Source organism: Paenibacillus sp. FSL F4-0236 (genome assembly GCF_038000135.1).
Lineage (GTDB): Bacteria > Bacillota > Bacilli > Paenibacillales > Paenibacillaceae > Paenibacillus_AQ.
Map to the genome: position 1 here is coordinate 1328622 of NZ_JBBOBK010000001.1, position 19319 is coordinate 1347940.

The following is a 19319-nucleotide window of genomic DNA, read 5'->3' on the forward strand; positions in this document are numbered from 1 at the left end:
AACGTTCTCCGATGAAAATCGGGGAACGTTTTTTTGTACCCAAACTTTAATCGCTAAATTTTTTTGAGAATTTTCGTATTCAGATTCGGGTTAAATAAGCGGATTAGCTGGATTTATTTCTATTTTAGACATTTGCAAAACCGGTATGGAAGATTTATGTTTATGTACATAGTTAAGATCTTTGTAAAATGTGGAACAATACATAATAGAACGGCACACGGAGGGATGGCTTTGAATGATTCAAAGTGGACATGGCGCACGGTCAGCCTGATTTCCATAGTAACAACAATAATTCTAATTGTAGGTTTAGTTTATGCGGTCAGAGACATCATCTATCCGGTTGGAGAAGCGTCAGGGACCAACTTACCTCAGCAAACAGCCGCTCCAGTGACGGAGACGGTTAAGAAGCTCAAAGTTGTTGCTCTCGGAGATTCGCTAGCCAAGGGAACTGGTGATAACACTGGAGAAGGATTTGTTAAGCGTACGGTTAGTGGTTTATCCGCTAAAGGTGTCGAAGTTGATTTACTGGGTAATATGGGGATTAATGGTTTAACAACTGCAGGACTGCAAAGCAAGCTGGATGAAGATGGTATAGATTACGCGCTGCATATGGCAAATGTCATTCTGCTCTCGATCGGAGGAAATGATTTATTCAAGGACTCCAATATTTTGCAGAATAGTGACGCACTTCAAAGTGAATCTTCCACGACTGATCAAGAGCTGACTCCAGAGTCTTTGCTAGCAGCCCTTCCGGAAGCAGTAGAAAGATTAGGTAAGATTCTGGAGAAAATCACGGAAATCAATCCAAACGCTCAAATTTATTATATGGGGTTATACAATCCCTTTGGTGATATACCAGATCTACTTGTACCAGGTAATCAGGCGGTTGCGAAGTGGAATAATGCAGCAATGGATATTATTAATAAGCACAGCAATATGACATTGGTTCCAACCTTCGACTTGTTTAACAAGCATTTGGGCAAATACTTATCAACAGATCATTTTCATCCGAATGGGGATGGCTATCAACGAATTGGAGAGCGATTCATTCAGGCTATACACTAGAACAGAAGTGAGAGCCAGCTTTCTAAGAATGATGATTTGTATTAGATAAAATATCCTTTGAGCAAGTACTAGCCAAGGAAATGACAGTAACAAGGAGCTAAGGAGAATATGACAAAAGCGAACAGTGGAGAATCCAGCCCGGTCGTCTTGTCTGTAGACGGGGTACGGAAAAAAATAGGGCGAAAGTGGATTATAGATGATGTTACGTTTGATGTGAGAGAAGGAGAAATTTTTGGCTTCCTCGGACCCAATGGAGCTGGGAAGACAACTACGATTCGAATGCTTGTTGATTTGATTCGTCCAAGCGAGGGCAAAATCACGGTATGTGGTTACAATGTGAACCGAAATCCGGAAAAAGCGTTGCAATTTGTTGGCTCTATCGTTGAGAATCCTGAGGTATATACCTATTTGACGGGATGGGAGAATTTACAGCATTTTGCCCGAATGCAGCCAGGTATAGATAATGCACGCATTAGTGAAGTTGTAGATATCGTTCGGTTGGATCAACGAATCCATGATAAGGTAAGTACATATTCGCTTGGGATGAGACAACGACTTGGTATAGCGCAGGCTCTTCTGGGACGTCCGCGTCTGCTTATTCTGGACGAGCCTACAAATGGCTTAGATCCAAAGGGGATTAAGGAGCTGCGAGAATTTATACGTAAGCTAGCAGATGAGGGCTTGGCCGTATTTGTATCGAGTCATTTACTTAGTGAAATCCAGCTTCTCTGCGACCGTGTTGCGATTATTAGTAAAGGGCGAGTACTTGCAGTGGGTGCGGTAGATGAGCTGATCGCTCGAAATTCTCCGTATGTACTTTGGGAGCTGGAGCCTTTTGCTGAAGCTAGGGGATTACTGGCTGATCGCCCAGATATTCAGATTCAGAATCTGGAAGACGTTACCTTGGATGATTCAATAATTGCAGGTATGGGCCCAAATTCTTTAATCACAATTATGGATCAGGATTTGATCCCCGAGATTGTGGCTGTTATGGTAACTGCTGAAATCGAAGTTAGGGCTGTGCATAAAATCAATCCGACACTGGAACAGCTATTCTTGAAACTAACGGAGGGTGAGAACGTTGAATAATATGCTTCCGCTAATCCGTAATGAATGTTTAAAAATCATAAAAAAGAAACGGTTTTATGTTATACTGCTGATTCTGATTGTACTGGTGCCTATGTTCACCTACGCTCAAATGCGCTCAGCTGAGCGTAGCCGAGATAAATTCAACTCCGATTGGCGCCTGGAGATCCAGCAGCAGATCATTGATAATCAAAATTCTTTGGGTAGCGACCGAATTCCAGAGGAATGGAAGACTTATCGGCGAATATTTGTACAGCAGCTTCAATATTACCTTCACCATGATGTGAATCCGAACGAGCCAAGCGGCGTTACCTTTACCCGTGAGTTTTTGGATAATTCCGTTACTTTATTTATTCCGCTGCTCATTATGGCGGTAGCCTCAGATTTAGTTTCTGCGGAGCGAACTACAGGGACGATCAAAATGCTGCTGACAAGGCCAGTTAAGCGTTGGAAAGTTTTGTTTAGCAAATTGGCGGCACTGCTTATGTTTGTCTCGCTTATTGTACTCTCCACATTTGTGATCAGCTACCTTATCTCTGGTCTTGCTTTTGGATATAAGGGCTTTAATATCCCTGTCTTTACAGGCTTTAAGATCAGTGGGGACTCGGTGGATATGTCTACTGTACATGCAGTACCACAGTGGAAATATATGCTTATGCAAGGTGGATTGGTCTGGTTCGTAAGCGTCGTAGTTGCCCTGCTTGCTTTTATGATCTCTGTACTTGTAAGGAGCACTGCTGCTAGTATAGTGGTCATGATGGCAGCGCTGATCGCCGGGAATATTCTGACCAATATGGCTTCAGCCTGGACAACAGCGAAATATTTATTTATGGTAAATCTTGGACTGACTGGCTATTTGTCAGGAACTCCCGCACCCATAGAGGGGATGTCCTTGTCATTTTCCATGGCTGTACTGGCTGTATGGGGGGCTGCTTCGGTGATCATTTCATTCGCCGTCTTTACGAAAAGGGATATTTTGAATTAGAATGTACAAAGTGACGAAAACGTTTGTTTGCATTTCTAGAGATATAAGAAAGTATAAGTTTTCACTTATACTGTATGTCTTATATTTCTCGCTTAAAGGCTTACCGTCTTTATAAGGACGCCGAAGGCGTTAATGCTTGAGTATAGAGAAAAGAAGGAGGAGCATGAATGCTCGAACAGATCGATATGTTTGCTGAAGTTTCTAATAACGGCGAGAATAGCCGTACTGGATACGATGCTGACGACATTCAAGTGCTCGAAGGTCTGGTTGCAGTACGCAAACGACCTGGCATGTATATCGGCAGTACAAGTTCTTCGGGACTACATCATCTAGTATGGGAAATTGTAGATAATGCTGTGGATGAGCATTTAGCCAAGTATTGTACGAAGATTGACTTACTACTTCGCAAAGATGGCTCAGTAACGGTGACGGACAACGGTCGTGGGATTCCAACTGGAATGCATAAGACAGGAGTGCCAACGCCGCAAGTTGTATTTACAATTTTGCATGCAGGCGGTAAATTCGGTGGATCTGGTTACAAGAAATCAGGCGGTTTGCATGGCGTAGGGGCTTCAGTAACGAATGCTTTGTCTGAATGGCTTGAAGTAGAGATTTATCGTGAAGGCAAAATCCATCGTCAACGTTTTGAATATTGGGTGGACAAGAAGGGGAAAGAGCATGTTGGCGAACCAGTAACGGGCCTTGAAATTCTGGGCAACACCAACAAAACCGGTTCGAAAATTACTTTTAAACCGGATATTCGCGTCTTTCCAAATGGAATTGCCCTGAATTATGATACGCTGGCAGAGCGAGTACAGGAGATTGCTTTTCTGAATTCCGGTCTGCGTATTACGCTGCATGATGAGCGGAGCAATCGTCAGGACGAGTTCTTTTACGAGGGTGGAGCAAGCCAATTCGTACAGTTCCTAAATGAGGGCAAGGATGTTCTACATGATGTTATTCACTTCAGCGCTGAAAAGGACGATATCGAAGTGGAAGTAGCCCTTCAGTACAATGGAGGCTATACAGAAACCTTGGCTTCCTTCGTTAACTCCATTCCTACTCGTAGCGGCGGTACTCATGAGACAGGCTTTAAGACCGCGTATACTCGTGTGTTGAATGATTATGCCCGACGTACACAGCTGCTTAAAGAAAAGGATAAGAATTTAGAAGGAAATGATTTGCGCGAAGGTATGATGGCTGTCATTAGTGTCAAAATGTCCGAGGTTGAATTTGTTGGACAGACGAAGGATCAGCTTGGTAGTGCTTCTGCTCGTAGTGCAGTAGACTATATCGTATCTGAGAATATGGCTCGTTTCCTGGAAGAAAACCCACAGGTAGCACAGAGCCTTCTGAAAAAATCAATTCAGGCCTCGAAGGCTCGGGAAGCGGCTCGCAAAGCCCGCGATGAGATCCGTACAGGTAAGAAACGTAGCGAGAGCTCGAATCTTGGCGGAAAATTATCACCTGCGCAGTCTAAGGACGTTACACGAACTGAGCTGTTTATCGTAGAAGGTGATTCAGCTGGTGGCTCAGCGAAGCAAGGCCGTGATTCAAAGATTCAGGCGATCTTGCCGCTAAAAGGGAAACCGATGAATCCGGAAAAAGCCAAGCTGCTGGATATCCTGAAGAACGATGAATATAAAGCGATCATTTCCACGATTGGTGCAGGAATTGGTCCGGATTTTACCGTCGAAGACAGCAATTATTCCAAAATTATCATTATGACCGATGCGGATACAGATGGAGCGCATATTCAGGTGCTGCTGCTGACATTTTTCTATCGTTATATGAAGCCGTTAATAGATGCCGGAAAGGTTTTTATTGCTCAGCCTCCGCTTTATAAGCTGACCCGCAAAACGGGCAAGCTGGAAACCGTAAGGTATGCATGGAGTGATGAAGAGCTGCAAAATTACTTAAAGGAATTCGGCAAAAACTTCGAGCTTCAGCGTTATAAAGGATTGGGTGAAATGAACCCTGATCAGCTGTGGGAAACAACGATGAATCCAGAATCGCGTACACTGCTTCAGGTGCAGATTGAGGATGCTGCTAAGGCTGAGCGTCGTGTTTCTACACTGATGGGTGATAAAGTCGATCCTCGTAAACGCTGGATTGTTGAGAATGTCGATTTCACTGAAATTGTAGAGTAGTTGCAGTTAGTAGTGCTGCAAGTGACGATAATCCCGATTTTCAAAAAGCTTGGTGATTCTTGGAACGTTGGGGAATTTTGGAACTGTAGGAGCGATAGCGCCCGCCTTTGTCTCCCGATTTTATCCGCATTAGCGGTGTAATCAAAGAAATCTGGAGACAACAGCGGCCGGAAGTCCAAAAATCCCTGGAGTGTTCATGAGAATTACCACACTATTTTAAAACGGGCAGTTTGAGGAACAGAAGGTGAGCAAAGTGAGTAGTTTATCAGAACAATTTTTGCCGGCTTTTCTGGAAGAGGTCGTCGGTGACCGCTTTGGTCGGTATTCCAAATATATTATTCAGGACCGGGCGATTCCCGATGTCCGCGATGGACTTAAGCCTGTACAACGCCGTATTCTTTATGCGATGTACGATTCTGGCAACACGCCTGACAAGCCGTACCGCAAGTCGGCCAAAACCGTCGGGGATGTAATGGGTAATTACCATCCACATGGTGACTCCTCGATTTACGACGGTATGGTTCGTATGGCACAGCCATGGAAGATGGGGCATGTTCTCGTTGACGGTCATGGCAACTGGGGCTCGATGGACGATGACCCAGCTGCGGCAATGCGTTATACAGAAGCACGCTTATCTCCGATTGCAATGGAGATGATGCGTGATATCGAGAAGCGGACGGTGCTGTTTAAGGACAACTTTGACAATACAGCCAAAGAGCCTGTGGTTGTTCCTTCCCGGTATCCGAATTTACTCGTAAACGGCACGAGCGGGATTTCCGCAGGCTTTGCCACTGAGATTCCGCCACATAACCTACGTGAGGTTATTGATGCTTGTATCGCAGTGATGCAGAAGCCGGATATTGAACTTGAAGATATCATGACCTTTATGAAAGGTCCGGATTTCCCTACAGGCGGCACTATTATGGGCGGAGACGGCATCATGGATGCTTACCGCACTGGTAAAGGCCGTATTTATTTACGCTCCAAGACTGAGATTGAAAATATGCGTGGAGGCAAGCAACAAATCGTAATTACGGAAGTTCCATTCCAGATTGTAAAATCACGACTAGTTACCTCCATGGAGAATATTCGATTAGAGAAGAAAATCGATGGCATTGCTGAAGTTCGTGATGAGAGTGGACGAGAAGGACTTCGGATTGTAGTTGAACTCAAGAAAGAAGCGGATGCCCAAGGCGTTTTGGCGTATCTGCTCAAAAAAACCGATCTTCAAATCACCTATAACTTCAATATGGTGGCGATTGTCAACAAGGCTCCGCAACAGCTTGGTCTTAAAGCCATCCTGGAGGCTTATATCGCGCATCAGCGTGAAGTAGTGACTCATCGCACCCAATTTGATCTGGAACGCGCAGAAGACCGTGCTCATGTCTTAGAGGGCTTGGTTAAGGCGCTGAATATTCTGGATGAGGTCATCGCTGCCATCAAAGCATCGAAGAACCGTCAGGATGCTCAGAACAATCTCGTGTGGATGTTCGGGTTCAGTGAACGTCAAGCGGATTCTATTCTTACCTTACAATTGTATCGTCTGACGAATTTGGAGATTACTTCACTTCAAAAAGAATTGGATGAAATGATGGCAAAGATTACACATCTGCGTGGCATTTTGGAAAGTGACAAGAAGCTCGTAGCTGTAATCCGTAAGGAATTGCTGGAGATCCGTGATAAATACGGGATCGATCGCCGTTCGCTGATCCAAGGCGAAGTTGAGGAGCTTAAGGTTAGCCTTGAAGCGCTGGTCAACGCAGAGGATGTGTTAGTAGCACTTTCCGCTGACGGTTATATTAAGCGTACAAGTATGCTTTCCTTTACCCGCTCTGGTGGGGAACGTCATACATCAGGCGTTAAAGAAGGCGATCATATCGTTAAGCTGCTCGATGTGAATACCCGTGACAGTCTGCTGGTATTTACGCGCAAGGGGCAGTACTTCTTACTTCCTGTTCACCAGATTCCAGAGTTTAAATGGAAAGAACCTGGTACTGCGATTGTTAACGTTATCGGATTGTCTAAAGGGGATGGAATCATTAGCGTGATTCCGGTCAATAATCTTGATGATCCGCAGCAAAGCCTCGTGTTTATCACCCGCAGAGGTCAGGTTAAGCGTACAGAGCTCAAGGAATATTCTACAAGCCGCTCTGGAGCCGTAGCAGCCTGTAAGGTAGCAGACGGTGATGAGATCATTACAGTGGCTACTAGTACGAATGACAAGGACATTGTACTCGTGACTCGTGAAGGAATGAGTATTAGATTCCATGAGAATGAAGTTAATCCTATGGGCCGTGTTGCATCCGGTGTAAGAGGCATTCAGCTTCGTGAGGGCGATGAGGTGATTTCTTGCTTCTGGGTCAGTGAAGATGAAGGTGAAATCCTTTCTATCTCCGATATCGGATATGCGAAACGTTCATTACTAGTGGATTATCCATCTCAAAGCCGCGGTGGCAAAGGGATGCCAACCTTTGAATTTAAGGAAGGCAAGCGAGTACGACCAAATGGCAGTAAATTGGCAGGGGCTTTCTATTGCAGAGAACCGCTGGAACTTAATGCAATTACACGGGAGAATGCACATCATACATTCTCTTCTGAATCTGCACCACTTGGAGAGCGTCGTTCTACAGGCAAACAGATTGTTCCTGTGGAGAAAAAGGATGAGATTGTTAATCTTTTCCCGGCAGTTAAGTAAAACAAACTAGTAATAAACAGATTTGTTAAAATAACTTATCAAGGTGCTTAGTCAATTGTTCTTGAGAACTGACTAAGTGCCTTTTTTTAATTTTCTCGCTTATCAGTTTAGAAGATTTATTTTTCTTCTTTTGCAGGAAATGGAATTTGTTTCGCGAAAATGTAGTTATACCGGATAGAACCGCAAGGAAAGGAAGGAATCAGTGTGCACGCTTCTGAATTCAGTAAAATTTGGCATAAAATTTTAAAAGATTACAAACTACATATGGACAGTAATCTTGCCCCATCGCTAACGGATGCCCAACTCACAGTACTTGAACTGCTTCAGGAACGTGATGCCATGAAGCCTTCTGATCTGGCTCCACATCTGGCGACCAGTCCTGCAGCGGTTACTATGTTACTTGATCGGATGGAGAAAAATGGGCTTATCATTCGGGAGAGAGATGCTGCGGATCGCCGTATTGTATGGGTGAGTATAACGGAAATTGGAACGCAGGAGACTGTACGTGGTTTGAAGATCCGCAGTGATTTTTTTGCAGAAGCGCTTGATCCGATATCCTCTCATAACCAACAGCTACTACTCTATTTAATGGGCAAAATGGTTGTTACAACTGCACCAGAAGGTTCTACACCATGAATATATACAACAACACTTTATTTCAAAAAAAAGAAGGCCATCCATTAACGGATAGCCTTCTTTTGTAATTCCTTGGACCATAAATCCCAAGGATGGGTTTGCGGAGGCAGGGAAATAAGTTCTACTTCTTCTTTAGTAACAGGGTGTGGAAAACCTACAAGTGCAGACCACAGTGCAATTTGCTGTCCAGGTCTGTTCACCGAAGCTCCATACTTCTGATCACCGTATAAGGGGCAGCCGATGGAGCTAAGCTGCACTCGAATTTGATGTGAACGACCGGTAAGTAAATCGATCTTGAGCAGGCTGTAACCCTCAGCGCTGCCAAGTACTGTGTAATCCAGAATGGCTTCCTTACCGCCGGGTGTTCCTTTCCGGACTACAGTGACGGTATTGCTCTTGGCGTCTTTAAGCAGCGTATCGGTAAGACGGCCATGAGATGCTGGTGGTTTTCCGTGCACGACCGTTAAGTACACCTTATGAAAGCTGTGAGTTCTGACACACTCGGATAGTCTTGAGGCTGCTTTTGATGTCTTGGCAAAGATCATTGCACCCCCAACCGGACGATCCAGGCGGTGGACTAGCCCCATATAGACGTTGCCAGGCTTGTTAAAGCGTTCCTTCACATCTTCTTTGAGCAGGTTGAGCAGATCAGGATCTCCAGTAGCATCCTCCTGAACAGGAATATTCACGGGCTTCACTATGCCTAGAAGATGATTATCTTCGTACAACACTTCAAAGCGCTTCGACATTCCGTCCAGCGGCTCGTTGCTTCCAGATAAATGCTGTGTCATGGCTTACGCCTCCCAGCGTCCCAGAATGCCGCATGGCAGGTTCATGCCGGAGGAAGTGATCGGAAGACCGATTTCACCGGAGGTGAGCTTCCCACCATAACGTTTACCCATGGTCATCGACAACATATTACGTAGGACAGTTGGAGAAATCCCAGTGGTGTATGAATTGATTAGCATAAACAAAGGTTTGTCGCTCATAATTTGCATACAGCTCTCAAGGAATGGATATAAGCTGGATTCCAGCTTCCACATTTCTCCGCCAGGTCCTCTTCCATAGGAAGGCGGGTCCATTATAATCGCATCATACTTACTACCACGACGTTGTTCACGTTGTACGAATTTGAATACGTCATCCGTGATGTAGCGAACTGGACGATCACCCAGGCCGGACAGCTGGACATTTTCTTTGGCCCATTGCACCATTCCTTTGGCTGCATCCACGTGAACAACAGAAGCACCGGCACTTGCTGCGGCTACAGTAGCTCCACCAGTGTAAGCAAATAGATTCAGTACAGAGATCGGACGGTTAGCAGCCGCAATCTTGTCCATCATCCAGCTCCAGTTGGCCGCTTGTTCAGGAAATAACCCTGTATGCTTAAAATTTGTAGGACGCAAATGGAATTTTAATTTTCCGTAACTAATTTTCCAATCATCCGGAATTGTTTTCTTCATTTCCCATTGTCCACCACCCGCTGAGGAACGGTGATAATGACCGTGTACATCACGCCATTTCGCTGTCTCATTGGAGAGTGGCCAAATAATTTGTGGATCCGGACGGCGCAGGATAATGTCACCCCAACGTTCAAGCTTCTCTCCACCGCCAGTGTCAATTACTTCATAGTCTTTCCAGTCGCTAGCTATATACATTTTTTAATCCATCCTTCAAAAATTCATTTAGCCTTTATTGTACATCATTTCACCATATAGCTACAAACAAAATACGCACAAGACCAACACTCTACTTATTTTATCCAATGAAGATTATGTGTATAATATTTCCATGCTCACAGCTATTATTCTGGCAGATCAAGCAATGATTGTGTATGATCAGATATCAGAGTCTTTACAATATTTATGATCGGAGAATAGCAGCTTATGTTCAATCTTGCGCCTCTATATTTCCCGATAACTGCAAATCCAGCACAAACTAGTGAATTTCTACCCAGTCAAGCTTTGCAGCCATATATTCGCTGTTTCTGGGGTTCTGTTACACCGCGTATTCCTACAGAGGCATCCGTTCACGTAGTGGACAAGGCATCTGGTTACGAACCTCGAATGGAAACAATTATTCCAGATACATGCATGGACATTATTTGGAATCTGAATGAGTCGAAAGGCTTAACAACTACCGTTTTTTCCGGTATCAATGATGCTCCTTTTGAAGTCCCTTCAGACAGAGGGGAAGGTATGATCTCAACCTTTGGTATCCGATTTCATTTCTGGGCCGTTCATTTTTTTGCAGATGACCATCTCCGGGATGTCCTGAATGCATTTGTAGATGTGGACCAATACTTTTGTACTTTTAAAAAAGAGCTAGGATTTCTGCTGGAACAAGCAAATTCTATGAATGAAAGGATAGCGGCAGCTGAGGCTTATCTTTTTCAGCGTCTTGAGCGTGGTGGACGGACTAATGATCGGATGATGAATGCAATTTATACCCTAATTAAACAAAAGGGTGTGGTAACAGCTGAGGATTTGGAAACCAGCTCTAATCTAAGCCGACGCCAACTTGAAAGACTTTTTCAAGAATACATAGGTGTATCACCTAAAAAAACAGCTGACCTTGTACGATTTCAAAATGTATGGCGGGAAATGTATCAACTGCCTGTGCAGACGAAGAATATGCAGGATCTTATTTTTACGTATGGATTCAGCCACCAGCCTCATTTTATAAACAGTTTCAAGAAATATGCAGGAAGAACACCACTTGAGGCTTTAGTCTATGCGGGCAGATAAATGTCGCAATTTTGCAATACAAAGGGTGCTAGCCTTGTTAAACTCAAGTAAGAAATGAAAACAATGATGATGAGAACGAAAGGGGACAAATTATGATTTCGTCTTTTGAAGGTACTAACATCTACACTAAGGATACTGCTGCGTTGGCTGCATTTTATTCGGAGGTGCTAGGGATTCCAATTCCGTTCGAAGGCTACGGAAATTTTGATGGCGCAAAGATTGGATTCGACAAGAAGCAGCCTGGAATCATCATTTGGGATGAGACGAAATGGGAAAAGCTCACGACTGGCTTTGTTAATTTAGTATTCGGCTGCGATAATCTCGATGAGACGTACGAGCAGTTAAAGGTTAAGGGACTGGATTGTCAGCCACCGGTTACGATGGCGTATGGCGGGAAAGAAATGAATTTCCGCGATCCAGATGGGAATCACATTACCTTGCTCGAAGGAGCATACTAAATAATTTTGAACAAAAAAGGGATTGAACGCAAACATCAACCGTGTGAATAAACGGGAGTTTGCGTTTTTTTTATTTTATTCATTTGACAATGATAATCATTATCAAATAGAATGAGGGTGAAGCACACATCATTTAAATTTTATGTTTAGTAATGGGAGGAACAGAAAGATGACTAAAGTGCTAGTGGCATACGCCAGTCTAACTGGAAACACTGAGGAAATGGCTGAATTGATTGTAGAGGGAATACGCCAAGCAGGCGGTGAAGCCGTTTTGAAATCGGTCACTGAATGTAACGCGGTTGAGATAAATTCATATGAAGGCGTTCTGTTAGGAGCATACACTTGGGGAGATGGTGAGCTACCTGATGAAGCTCTTGATTTCTATGAGGAGATGGATGAGCTTGATTTGACCGCTATGAAATCAGCAGTTTTTGGCAGTGGAGACACAGGTTACGCGATTTATTGTGGAGCCGTGGACTTATTCGTGGAGAAGTTAAAGGAACGTGGAGCTGTGATATTACAGGATAGTCTTAAGATTGAATATGGCCCGAACGCTGCTGAAAAAGAAGCTTGCCGTCAATTCGGTCGTCAATTTATCGAAGCTTGTATGGTGGCATCATAGGATGGGCGGGCCAGCGGGAAGTTGGATGAAGAAACAAGTGAATTTACATACGCCTCCATATAAACGACTGCATGATTATCGAGTGGAGCACATTATGCTTGGAGGGGCCGAGAATTTATCAAGCGGAGCTCCAGCGACCGGGCTCCCACGCTGGCGCCAGCAGGTTCAATATGCTGTAGGGCATACACTTAACGACTTTTATAGTTTGCTGCCTGAAGTTCGAAGGGAGACACCGATACAATTTCTGTTAGAGCGTCGTTGGCCACCTAGGGGGGATGCTTTTCCTTCATTACTGCAATATTGGGATATCAAGACGAGTATAGCGGATGAACTAATGCGTATCGTTTCGACCAATCATTTACTGGAAATTCCGGTAATGCTATACGAGCAGTGGTATGTGCCAGTCCCGGAGCTGAGCTTGGAGCTTTCGATGATTACTCAATTAGCTTGGAATTCTACTCAGAATGGTCGAAGCCTGAACATTCAGAAATTTATGGTGAATGGCAATGAGGATACTATTGCGGGCTTTTTGCATATGACAAACGTCTTTTGTTATGCGGCTTACGGTGAACCTGCGGAGACCGTGGAAATCTACTCCTTGCTAGAGGGTCGTAAATACTCTTACAAGGGAAATGCAGTCCCGTATAAGGAGTCTTTGGATTATGTTCGATTGTTATCTGTATTTCTGGAGCAGGAAGTGCACGCTGATGGCTCATTAAACTGTAGCGACCGTAGAAATGATAGAGGCGAAGCTAATGTTGGAGGCTTTGGGCTGATGTGATTACTCCTAATAATAAAATAAGGCCTCCTGCTCTACAGGCGAGAACGCCCATTAGACAGGAGGCTTTAATTCTATGGATTAGCCGATATAACGGTAATAATCCTGTTTATTCTGAATGATAAAGCCACAGCTTTCATATAGCTTAAGCGCATTGGGATTATCTAGAGCGACCTCGAGATTAATTCCATTATAGTTTTTACGTTCTCGTTCGATCGTTTGAAGAAGTGCACTTCGTCCAATGCCTAGCCCCCGTAGCTTCTTGCTGACAGTAAATCCATAAATCCAGGTTTCATTATCTTCGGTCCACAGCCGCATTTTACCAACAGGTTGTCCGTCCATTTCGATCATAATATGTTCTTGCAGGCCTTCCTGTTTCTGCAGGTCATAGAGTTCGGCAGCATCTTCAGTCTTTATGTCAAAGCCTCCACAATCCAGCTCAACGAGAATTGGGGCTTCGTCTTCACGAGCAGGGCGTAAGATCACAGTCCCTGTGGCTGAGCTTGCTTCAGAAGAAGCAACCGAATTTCCGCCCCATTTCATTTGGTATTCCGCGTGATTAAACTCTAGTGGTAGCGTTTGAAGGAATGCTACACCAGATGATGAGGCAGCAGGAGCGTTTAGAAGTAGGGTATCAACATTGCCTCGTTTGATAATAGTTTGCGCTCGGTTCCACAGTGAGGTGAAGATGCCCCGTCGGCGGTAGCCTGGTCGAACCATACCACAGACCTCCATATCGCTTCCGAATCCATAAAGTCCTAAGAAGCCGACGAGTAAATCATCTTCATAAGTCACGAGCCATTCCGTATCTCCTACGCTTGATGGCTGGCGAAGCATATCCCAATTCAATTTCAATGAAATTCCATCATATTGCTCACAGCGTTCTTGTAATTCTTCTATATTTCTCAAAGTATCAGTAGTAGTCAAACCCGTTTCCTCCTAAAGTGTATTTGAACTAAGTGTATTAGTTCGAATAGGTTAATAAAGCTTCACGGAAACGGGAACGGAGATCAGTCTCGCTCGCCTGTGTTCCCGCTCAGCACGTCCTTATACTCCGGATGCTTCTCAAATTGATGAGCTGCATAGGAGCACACAGGAACAATTTTCAAATTTTCATTTCGAGCCTTATCTACAACAGCCCGTACAAGTTCTTCACCGGTACCTTGACCGCGCAGTTCCTCAGAGACACGAGTGTGGTCAATGACCAATTCCCCAGCATCTTTATCCAAACTGTATGTGATCTCGGCAAGGTCCTTACCGTCATTCGCAACAAAAAAACGTCCTGTTCCAGTTTGAATTTGCATCTTATGGCTTCACTCCTAAAATGTTATTGACTATATTTTACTACCATGATTTGCAAAAAGCGAGGAACGAAGCAGATTGATTGCTCGCCCTGGACGTTTGATGGTGTTCCATAGATGGATTTATCGAGGAAGTTAGGATTATTGGTGTGAATGATGCGCTCATGTTACTCAAGGCAGTTGCTTTGTAATGTTTGTTCTGCAAGTAGTCTGGCTTTGCGGAATGGGGACAGGAGGCAGACGTGATCGAGTGACTTTTGGCGAGCCTAGAAGGTGGGAGGACTAGAATTTCTGGACAAGCTGGTGTGCTGGATACGCAAGCCGGCCCAGACATTCCCGGCACTCTGACGCAGGAACATCCAGGACAGCCGGACTCATGGGAATCCTTGAGACCTCAGCGTGCCCAAAATTCCTGTTATCATAATCATCCACTGGAGCTTTCGGACTCAGATGACGCTATTTGCAAATTTTTAGCCGTTTGAGTAAAGTTTCAGACTCCATTGCAGCTATTCCTTAGGAAAAAGCACAAATTAGGCGATTTTAATGCCAATAACGCCTATGGAGTCCGATAGAACCCCAAATTGGGGGGAATACTGCTTATAAGGTCCACTGTGCCCGATAGCAACATCGTGAGGGTATGTGTTCACCGATGGAGCCGAACTGTAATGTCCTGCTGCATATGAGTAGCAATTCCCTTTTAGACTCTCGCAATCTCAAAATCAAAGGAGATGAAAATAAATTCTGCATTCAAACAGTAGTCAAGCAGCAGTCAATGAATTTTTATACACTCCCGTTTATAAAGTAGCTTGCGTATTCTCAGGATAATACAATAAGATTAAGAGAATATCTCACTACTGAAAAGAACCGCTAGCAGGAGGAATCATTGTGGAATACAAAGTTGAGGTTGAATTTGGATCGATTTATGAGTTATTGAATAGCTTACATACTTATCTCTGCAAAAAATCCTATAAGAAGATTGACCTAGGGGTAGCGTGGGTTACTGAAATTGAAAGCACCCTAAGTGAGGAACTATTATCCCGTCTGAAGGAAACTGAACTAAACAATGAATGGAAAATGTTGAATCTGCTCATTTACTGTTGTCCATTCAAGGATGGTGTAGACAGTGTACTGAACTGGATTGAAGGGTTAACAGTTGGCGAGTTATATGAGACCTTATCAAAATATGTAAAGGTATTTCCAAGCCATATGGAGGATTACCGTAATCGCGTAGTATTTTTACTCTCCGAATGGAACCGCCAGTACTTTAGTCAATGTAATCCTGCGATTCTAAGCAAATTACAGGAGCATACGGATTTGAAGAACATGGAGCTTAATGAACTGGATACTGCTGATTTTGTGAACAAAACGACCAACGGATTCTATTTCATGCCTACTGATGGGCTTAAGAAGCTTGTATTAATTCCACAGTATCATTTTCAGCCTGCTAATATCATCTATTGCTACGGTGAACTAACAATCTGTCATTATGCGGCCTGGATTTCGATGGAGAACGAGGAAATTTCACCTTTTATGTATAGAGCCATTCGTAGTCTGGGTGAAAAAAGCCGCCTGAAAATTCTCCAAGCTCTTAGCGGTGGTCGCAAAACATTCACCGAAATTGTTAAGCATGCGGGAATCTCGAAGGGGATTGTTCACGATCATATTTTTAATCTTCGTTGTGCGGGTTTGCTTCATGCCTATATTGAAGGGGAGAATGTCACCGGATATAGTCTGCGTCTGGAAGGCATTCATCGGATGAATGAGCAGCTATTTGAGTATTTAAAATAATCATTTCACAAAATAAATATAACCATCTAAAAGTCAGAATTCTCTTATGCAGAGAGGGTTTTGGCTTTTTTTAGTTGTCTTAATTTTCATTTGATTCTGTTTATAGAGAATTTTTTTAAAGTTCTCTCTTTACAGAACTCGAAAACCTTTCTATAATGAACATCAGAAGTTATTCATACTTAACAGGTAGGAATTATAGTTATTATTCTATTAGAGAGAAAAGGGAGATAGGTACATGAGAAAAAATGCGATTGTAATCACTTCATTACTGCTTACGGGTTCACTGTTACTTTCTGCTTGCGCTAACAACAGTAATAACGAATCCTCGTCTGGTAACAACGCGGCTGCAGGGTCCAATTCAACCAATGTGGAAGCAACAACTCCGGCAGAGACTGTTCCTGCGGGTGCGCTAAGCGAGCCTTTTACCGCAACCGATTTGTCCAAACTTCCAGCAGTTGCACAGAAACGTACAGACACCATTATCGTAGGGTTAACGGACCCAAGCGGAGCTTTTACTCCGTATTTTCAGCAAAGTGGTTATGATGGCAATGTATCTTCACTGCTATACGCTTCTCTCGTAACTGTAGACAATAAAGGCGTTCCAACACCGGAGCTTGCAGAGAGCTGGGATGTTTCGGATGATCAGCTTACATACACGTTCCACTTGAGAAAAGATCTGAAATTCAGCGACGGTTCACCATTGACAGCAGATGATGTGGCTTTTACTTGGACGATCCAATACGACAAATCGTATGACGGTAGCTCCCAGCTTCCATCCCTAAATGTTAAAGGCGGCAAAGCCTATAAAGATGGTTCTGCTACAGCAATAGAAGGGATAAAAGTGATTGATCCACAGACGGTCTCAGTGACACTTGAGCAACCAAACGCAACAGCGCTGGTACAGCTCGGCTCGAATGTTCTGTCGAAAGCTTACTATGGCAAGGACTATAAATTTGGAGATCTTGAATACATCAAGAAGCTGCATGAGAAGCCACTTGGAGATGGACCTTACAAGCTGGAGAAATTTATTCCGGGGCAAGAAGTGCGTTTTGTAGCGAATGAGAATTATTTCAAAGGTAAACCAAAGACGGAGCATTTCATTTATAAAACTACGGAAGGCGATGTATGGCAGTTCGTAGAAACAGGTGAGGTAGACTACGCTTCTTTTAGTGCGACAGACGAGAATATCGAGAAGCTGAAAGCGCTCGGTTTTGTGAATATTATTCCTTACACTCCAAGTACCTATGGTTATTTGCAAGTCAATCTGAAGCATGAACAGCTCAAGGATAAGCTTGTACGTCAAGCCATTGTGTACGGTCTGGATCGTCAGAGTATTTATGTAGATGCAGCGCAAGGTGCAGGCTCAATTGCCAACATCCCGGCATCCCCTATTTCTTGGTCTTACACGGAGGAAGGCATTAATCCTTACAAATATGATCCGGAAAAAGCAAAACAATTGCTGGATGAAGCAGGCTGGACAGTAGGCGCGGGTGGTATCCGTGAAAAAGATGGCAAACCGCTTACCATTCACTACCTCGGCTCTAAGAGCAAAAATACAGATATTTTCATTGCTGTAGCTAAAGAGAATTTTGAAGCACTGGGTATCGATTTCCAGCCTGAGGTTTTTGCAGACTTTAACTCTTTGGTATCTAAGGTAGAAGGCGGGGACTACGATCTCGTATCCTTCTCCACTAGTATGTTGACTGATCCGGCTGACGGATTTATGCAATTCTTCGATGGAGAAATCACGGATTATGACAATCCGAAATTCCTGGAGCTATACAATAAAGCCTTAGCTACTACTGATATTGAAGCACGCAAAGCGGTATACAAAGAGCTGTATCAGCTCTTCAATGATGAACTGCCTATTATTTTCACAAGTTACAAAAAGACTGTATACGCCTATAACGGACGTATTGAGAATCTATCGGTCAGCCCGTTCATCGGTCTTGCTGGCAGTCTGCCAACTTGGAGCCTGAAATAAATAATCCAGTGTCCCCTGCTCTGATGAGCAGGGGACAAATCATAAGGAGTCTGTCATGAGCGCTTATTTATCGAAAAGACTGTTGTACATGGTCATTATCTTATTTGCGGCATCATTATTGATCTTCTGCCTGTATGCTTCAACTCCCGGAGACTTCATAACCGGAAATATCAAATTGACTGCAGAACGTAAAGCTGAGCTGCGTGAGATTTACGGCTTAAACAAGCCGATGCTTGAGCGCTATGGAATCTGGATGAAGAATGCGCTGCATGGCGATTTCGGGTATTCCTTAGCCCAACAGAAGCCTGTGCTGCAGCTTTTTAATGATTATATTTGGAATTCCTTTTTACTGGCTGCCGTTTCCACGTTTCTGACGTGGGTGATTGCAGTTATTATTGGTGTGATTTCAGCCTATAAGCAATATTCATGGTTCGATACTCTCGTGATGATCGCTATATTCGCAGCAATGTCACTGCCGTCATTTTTTATAGGCTTATTCTTGATCAAAATTCTGGCCGTCGATCTGAAGTGGCTGCCTCCGGGTGGAATAATCACTACGGGCAGTAATGCTACGGGTCTGGCGTATTTTAAGGAGATTGTAACGCATATGACCCTTCCGGTTGTTGTTATGACCCTCCTTGGATTGGGCTCACTCACCCGTTATTTCCGCAGTAATATGATCGATGTCTTAAAACAGGATTATATCCGCACCGCCCGTGCTAAAGGCCTAAGGGAGCGAAAGGTGCTCTTTACACATGCTCTACGAAATGCTTTATTGCCTGCGATTACTCTGGTTGGTTTCGAGCTTCCAGCACTATTTGGCGGATCACTTATTATAGAAAAAATATTCAATTGGCCTGGGATTGGCCAGCTGTATATGCAGTCCTTCGGACTTAGGGATTATCCTTTGCTGATGGGCTTTACGATGTTTATTGCCATACTTACCGTCATAGGAACGTTGCTTTCGGATGTTTTGTACCGGATTGCTGATCCTAGAGTTCGGCTATAGAGAGGAGGAAGCTGA

General features: G+C 43.9%; 17 protein-coding genes. 13 read left to right on the forward strand and 4 right to left on the reverse strand.

Annotated elements, in window-relative coordinates; translation table 11 throughout:
- Nucleotides 1–225: 225 nt before the first annotated feature.
- The 6 genes from NSQ29_RS06045 (at nt 226) to NSQ29_RS06070 (ending at nt 8617) form a co-directional block, all read left to right on the forward strand.
- Nucleotides 226–1065 carry a GDSL-type esterase/lipase family protein gene (locus NSQ29_RS06045; protein WP_341124558.1) on the forward strand — a complete coding sequence of 280 codons (840 nt, stop codon included), beginning with the start codon at nt 226–228 and terminating at the stop codon, nt 1063–1065.
- Nucleotides 1066–1173: 108 nt separating this feature from the next.
- Entirely contained in the window at nt 1174–2154 is a 981-nt protein-coding gene (locus NSQ29_RS06050; protein WP_340971484.1) for an ABC transporter ATP-binding protein, read from the forward strand.
- Nucleotides 2147–3136, forward strand: coding sequence for an ABC transporter permease (locus NSQ29_RS06055; RefSeq protein ID WP_340971482.1), 990 nt, complete (start codon nt 2147–2149; stop codon nt 3134–3136). The genes NSQ29_RS06050 and NSQ29_RS06055 overlap by 8 nt, the downstream gene beginning before the upstream one ends.
- A gap of 167 nt (nt 3137–3303) precedes the next feature.
- Nucleotides 3304–5286, forward strand: a complete 1983-nt coding sequence (gene parE, locus NSQ29_RS06060) for a DNA topoisomerase IV subunit B (protein WP_042190046.1) — start codon at nt 3304–3306, stop codon at nt 5284–5286.
- Between the two features lie 253 nt (nt 5287–5539).
- On the forward strand, nt 5540–7981 hold the full coding sequence (gene gyrA / locus NSQ29_RS06065; protein WP_042190043.1) for a DNA gyrase subunit A: 2442 nt from the start codon (nt 5540–5542) through the stop codon (nt 7979–7981).
- 204 nt (nt 7982–8185) lie between these two features.
- A complete protein-coding gene (locus tag NSQ29_RS06070) occupies nt 8186–8617 on the forward strand; it encodes a MarR family winged helix-turn-helix transcriptional regulator (RefSeq protein WP_076284605.1) in 432 nt (143 codons plus the stop codon).
- A 44-nt stretch (nt 8618–8661) separates the two neighbouring features.
- On the opposite strand, the gene NSQ29_RS06075 is transcribed toward NSQ29_RS06070, so the two are convergent.
- Entirely contained in the window at nt 8662–9408 is a 747-nt protein-coding gene (locus NSQ29_RS06075; protein WP_231573316.1) for an RluA family pseudouridine synthase, read from the reverse strand.
- Between the two features lie 3 nt (nt 9409–9411).
- Nucleotides 9412–10275 carry a class I SAM-dependent methyltransferase gene (locus NSQ29_RS06080; protein ID WP_042129425.1) on the reverse strand — a complete coding sequence of 288 codons (864 nt, stop codon included), beginning with the start codon at nt 10273–10275 and terminating at the stop codon, nt 9412–9414.
- Between the two features lie 228 nt (nt 10276–10503).
- Here NSQ29_RS06080 and NSQ29_RS06085 point away from each other — a divergent pair, with 228 nt between their 5' ends.
- The 4 genes from NSQ29_RS06085 (at nt 10504) to NSQ29_RS06100 (ending at nt 13225) form a co-directional block, all read left to right on the forward strand.
- The gene (locus NSQ29_RS06085; protein WP_341124560.1) at nt 10504–11364 is read left to right on the forward strand and encodes a helix-turn-helix domain-containing protein; all 861 of its coding nucleotides are present in this window, start codon (nt 10504–10506) and stop codon (nt 11362–11364) included.
- Nucleotides 11365–11456: 92 nt separating this feature from the next.
- Nucleotides 11457–11822, forward strand: coding sequence for a VOC family protein (locus NSQ29_RS06090; RefSeq protein WP_341124561.1), 366 nt, complete (start codon nt 11457–11459; stop codon nt 11820–11822).
- A gap of 169 nt (nt 11823–11991) precedes the next feature.
- Nucleotides 11992–12444 (forward strand): flavodoxin, encoded by a 453-nt coding sequence (locus tag NSQ29_RS06095; protein ID WP_042190032.1) that lies wholly within the window; start codon nt 11992–11994, stop codon nt 12442–12444.
- A 25-nt stretch (nt 12445–12469) separates the two neighbouring features.
- The gene (locus NSQ29_RS06100; protein WP_156113157.1) at nt 12470–13225 is read left to right on the forward strand and encodes a hypothetical protein; all 756 of its coding nucleotides are present in this window, start codon (nt 12470–12472) and stop codon (nt 13223–13225) included.
- A gap of 78 nt (nt 13226–13303) precedes the next feature.
- Here the strand turns inward: NSQ29_RS06100 and NSQ29_RS06105 are convergent, their stop codons facing one another.
- Nucleotides 13304–14149 carry a GNAT family N-acetyltransferase gene (locus tag NSQ29_RS06105; protein ID WP_076284608.1) on the reverse strand — a complete coding sequence of 282 codons (846 nt, stop codon included), beginning with the start codon at nt 14147–14149 and terminating at the stop codon, nt 13304–13306.
- Nucleotides 14150–14232: 83 nt separating this feature from the next.
- Nucleotides 14233–14526 carry a GNAT family N-acetyltransferase gene (locus NSQ29_RS06110; protein ID WP_042190028.1) on the reverse strand — a complete coding sequence of 98 codons (294 nt, stop codon included), beginning with the start codon at nt 14524–14526 and terminating at the stop codon, nt 14233–14235.
- 882 nt (nt 14527–15408) lie between these two features.
- Here NSQ29_RS06110 and NSQ29_RS06115 point away from each other — a divergent pair.
- From NSQ29_RS06115 to NSQ29_RS06125, 3 genes are all read left to right on the forward strand, one after another.
- The gene (locus NSQ29_RS06115) at nt 15409–16311 is read left to right on the forward strand and encodes an ArsR/SmtB family transcription factor (RefSeq protein ID WP_341124562.1); all 903 of its coding nucleotides are present in this window, start codon (nt 15409–15411) and stop codon (nt 16309–16311) included.
- Nucleotides 16312–16546: 235 nt separating this feature from the next.
- Entirely contained in the window at nt 16547–18295 is a 1749-nt protein-coding gene (locus NSQ29_RS06120) for an ABC transporter substrate-binding protein (RefSeq protein WP_341124563.1), read from the forward strand.
- Between the two features lie 55 nt (nt 18296–18350).
- Nucleotides 18351–19304 carry an ABC transporter permease gene (locus NSQ29_RS06125; RefSeq protein WP_042190021.1) on the forward strand — a complete coding sequence of 318 codons (954 nt, stop codon included), beginning with the start codon at nt 18351–18353 and terminating at the stop codon, nt 19302–19304.
- Nucleotides 19305–19319: the final 15 nt, after the last annotated feature.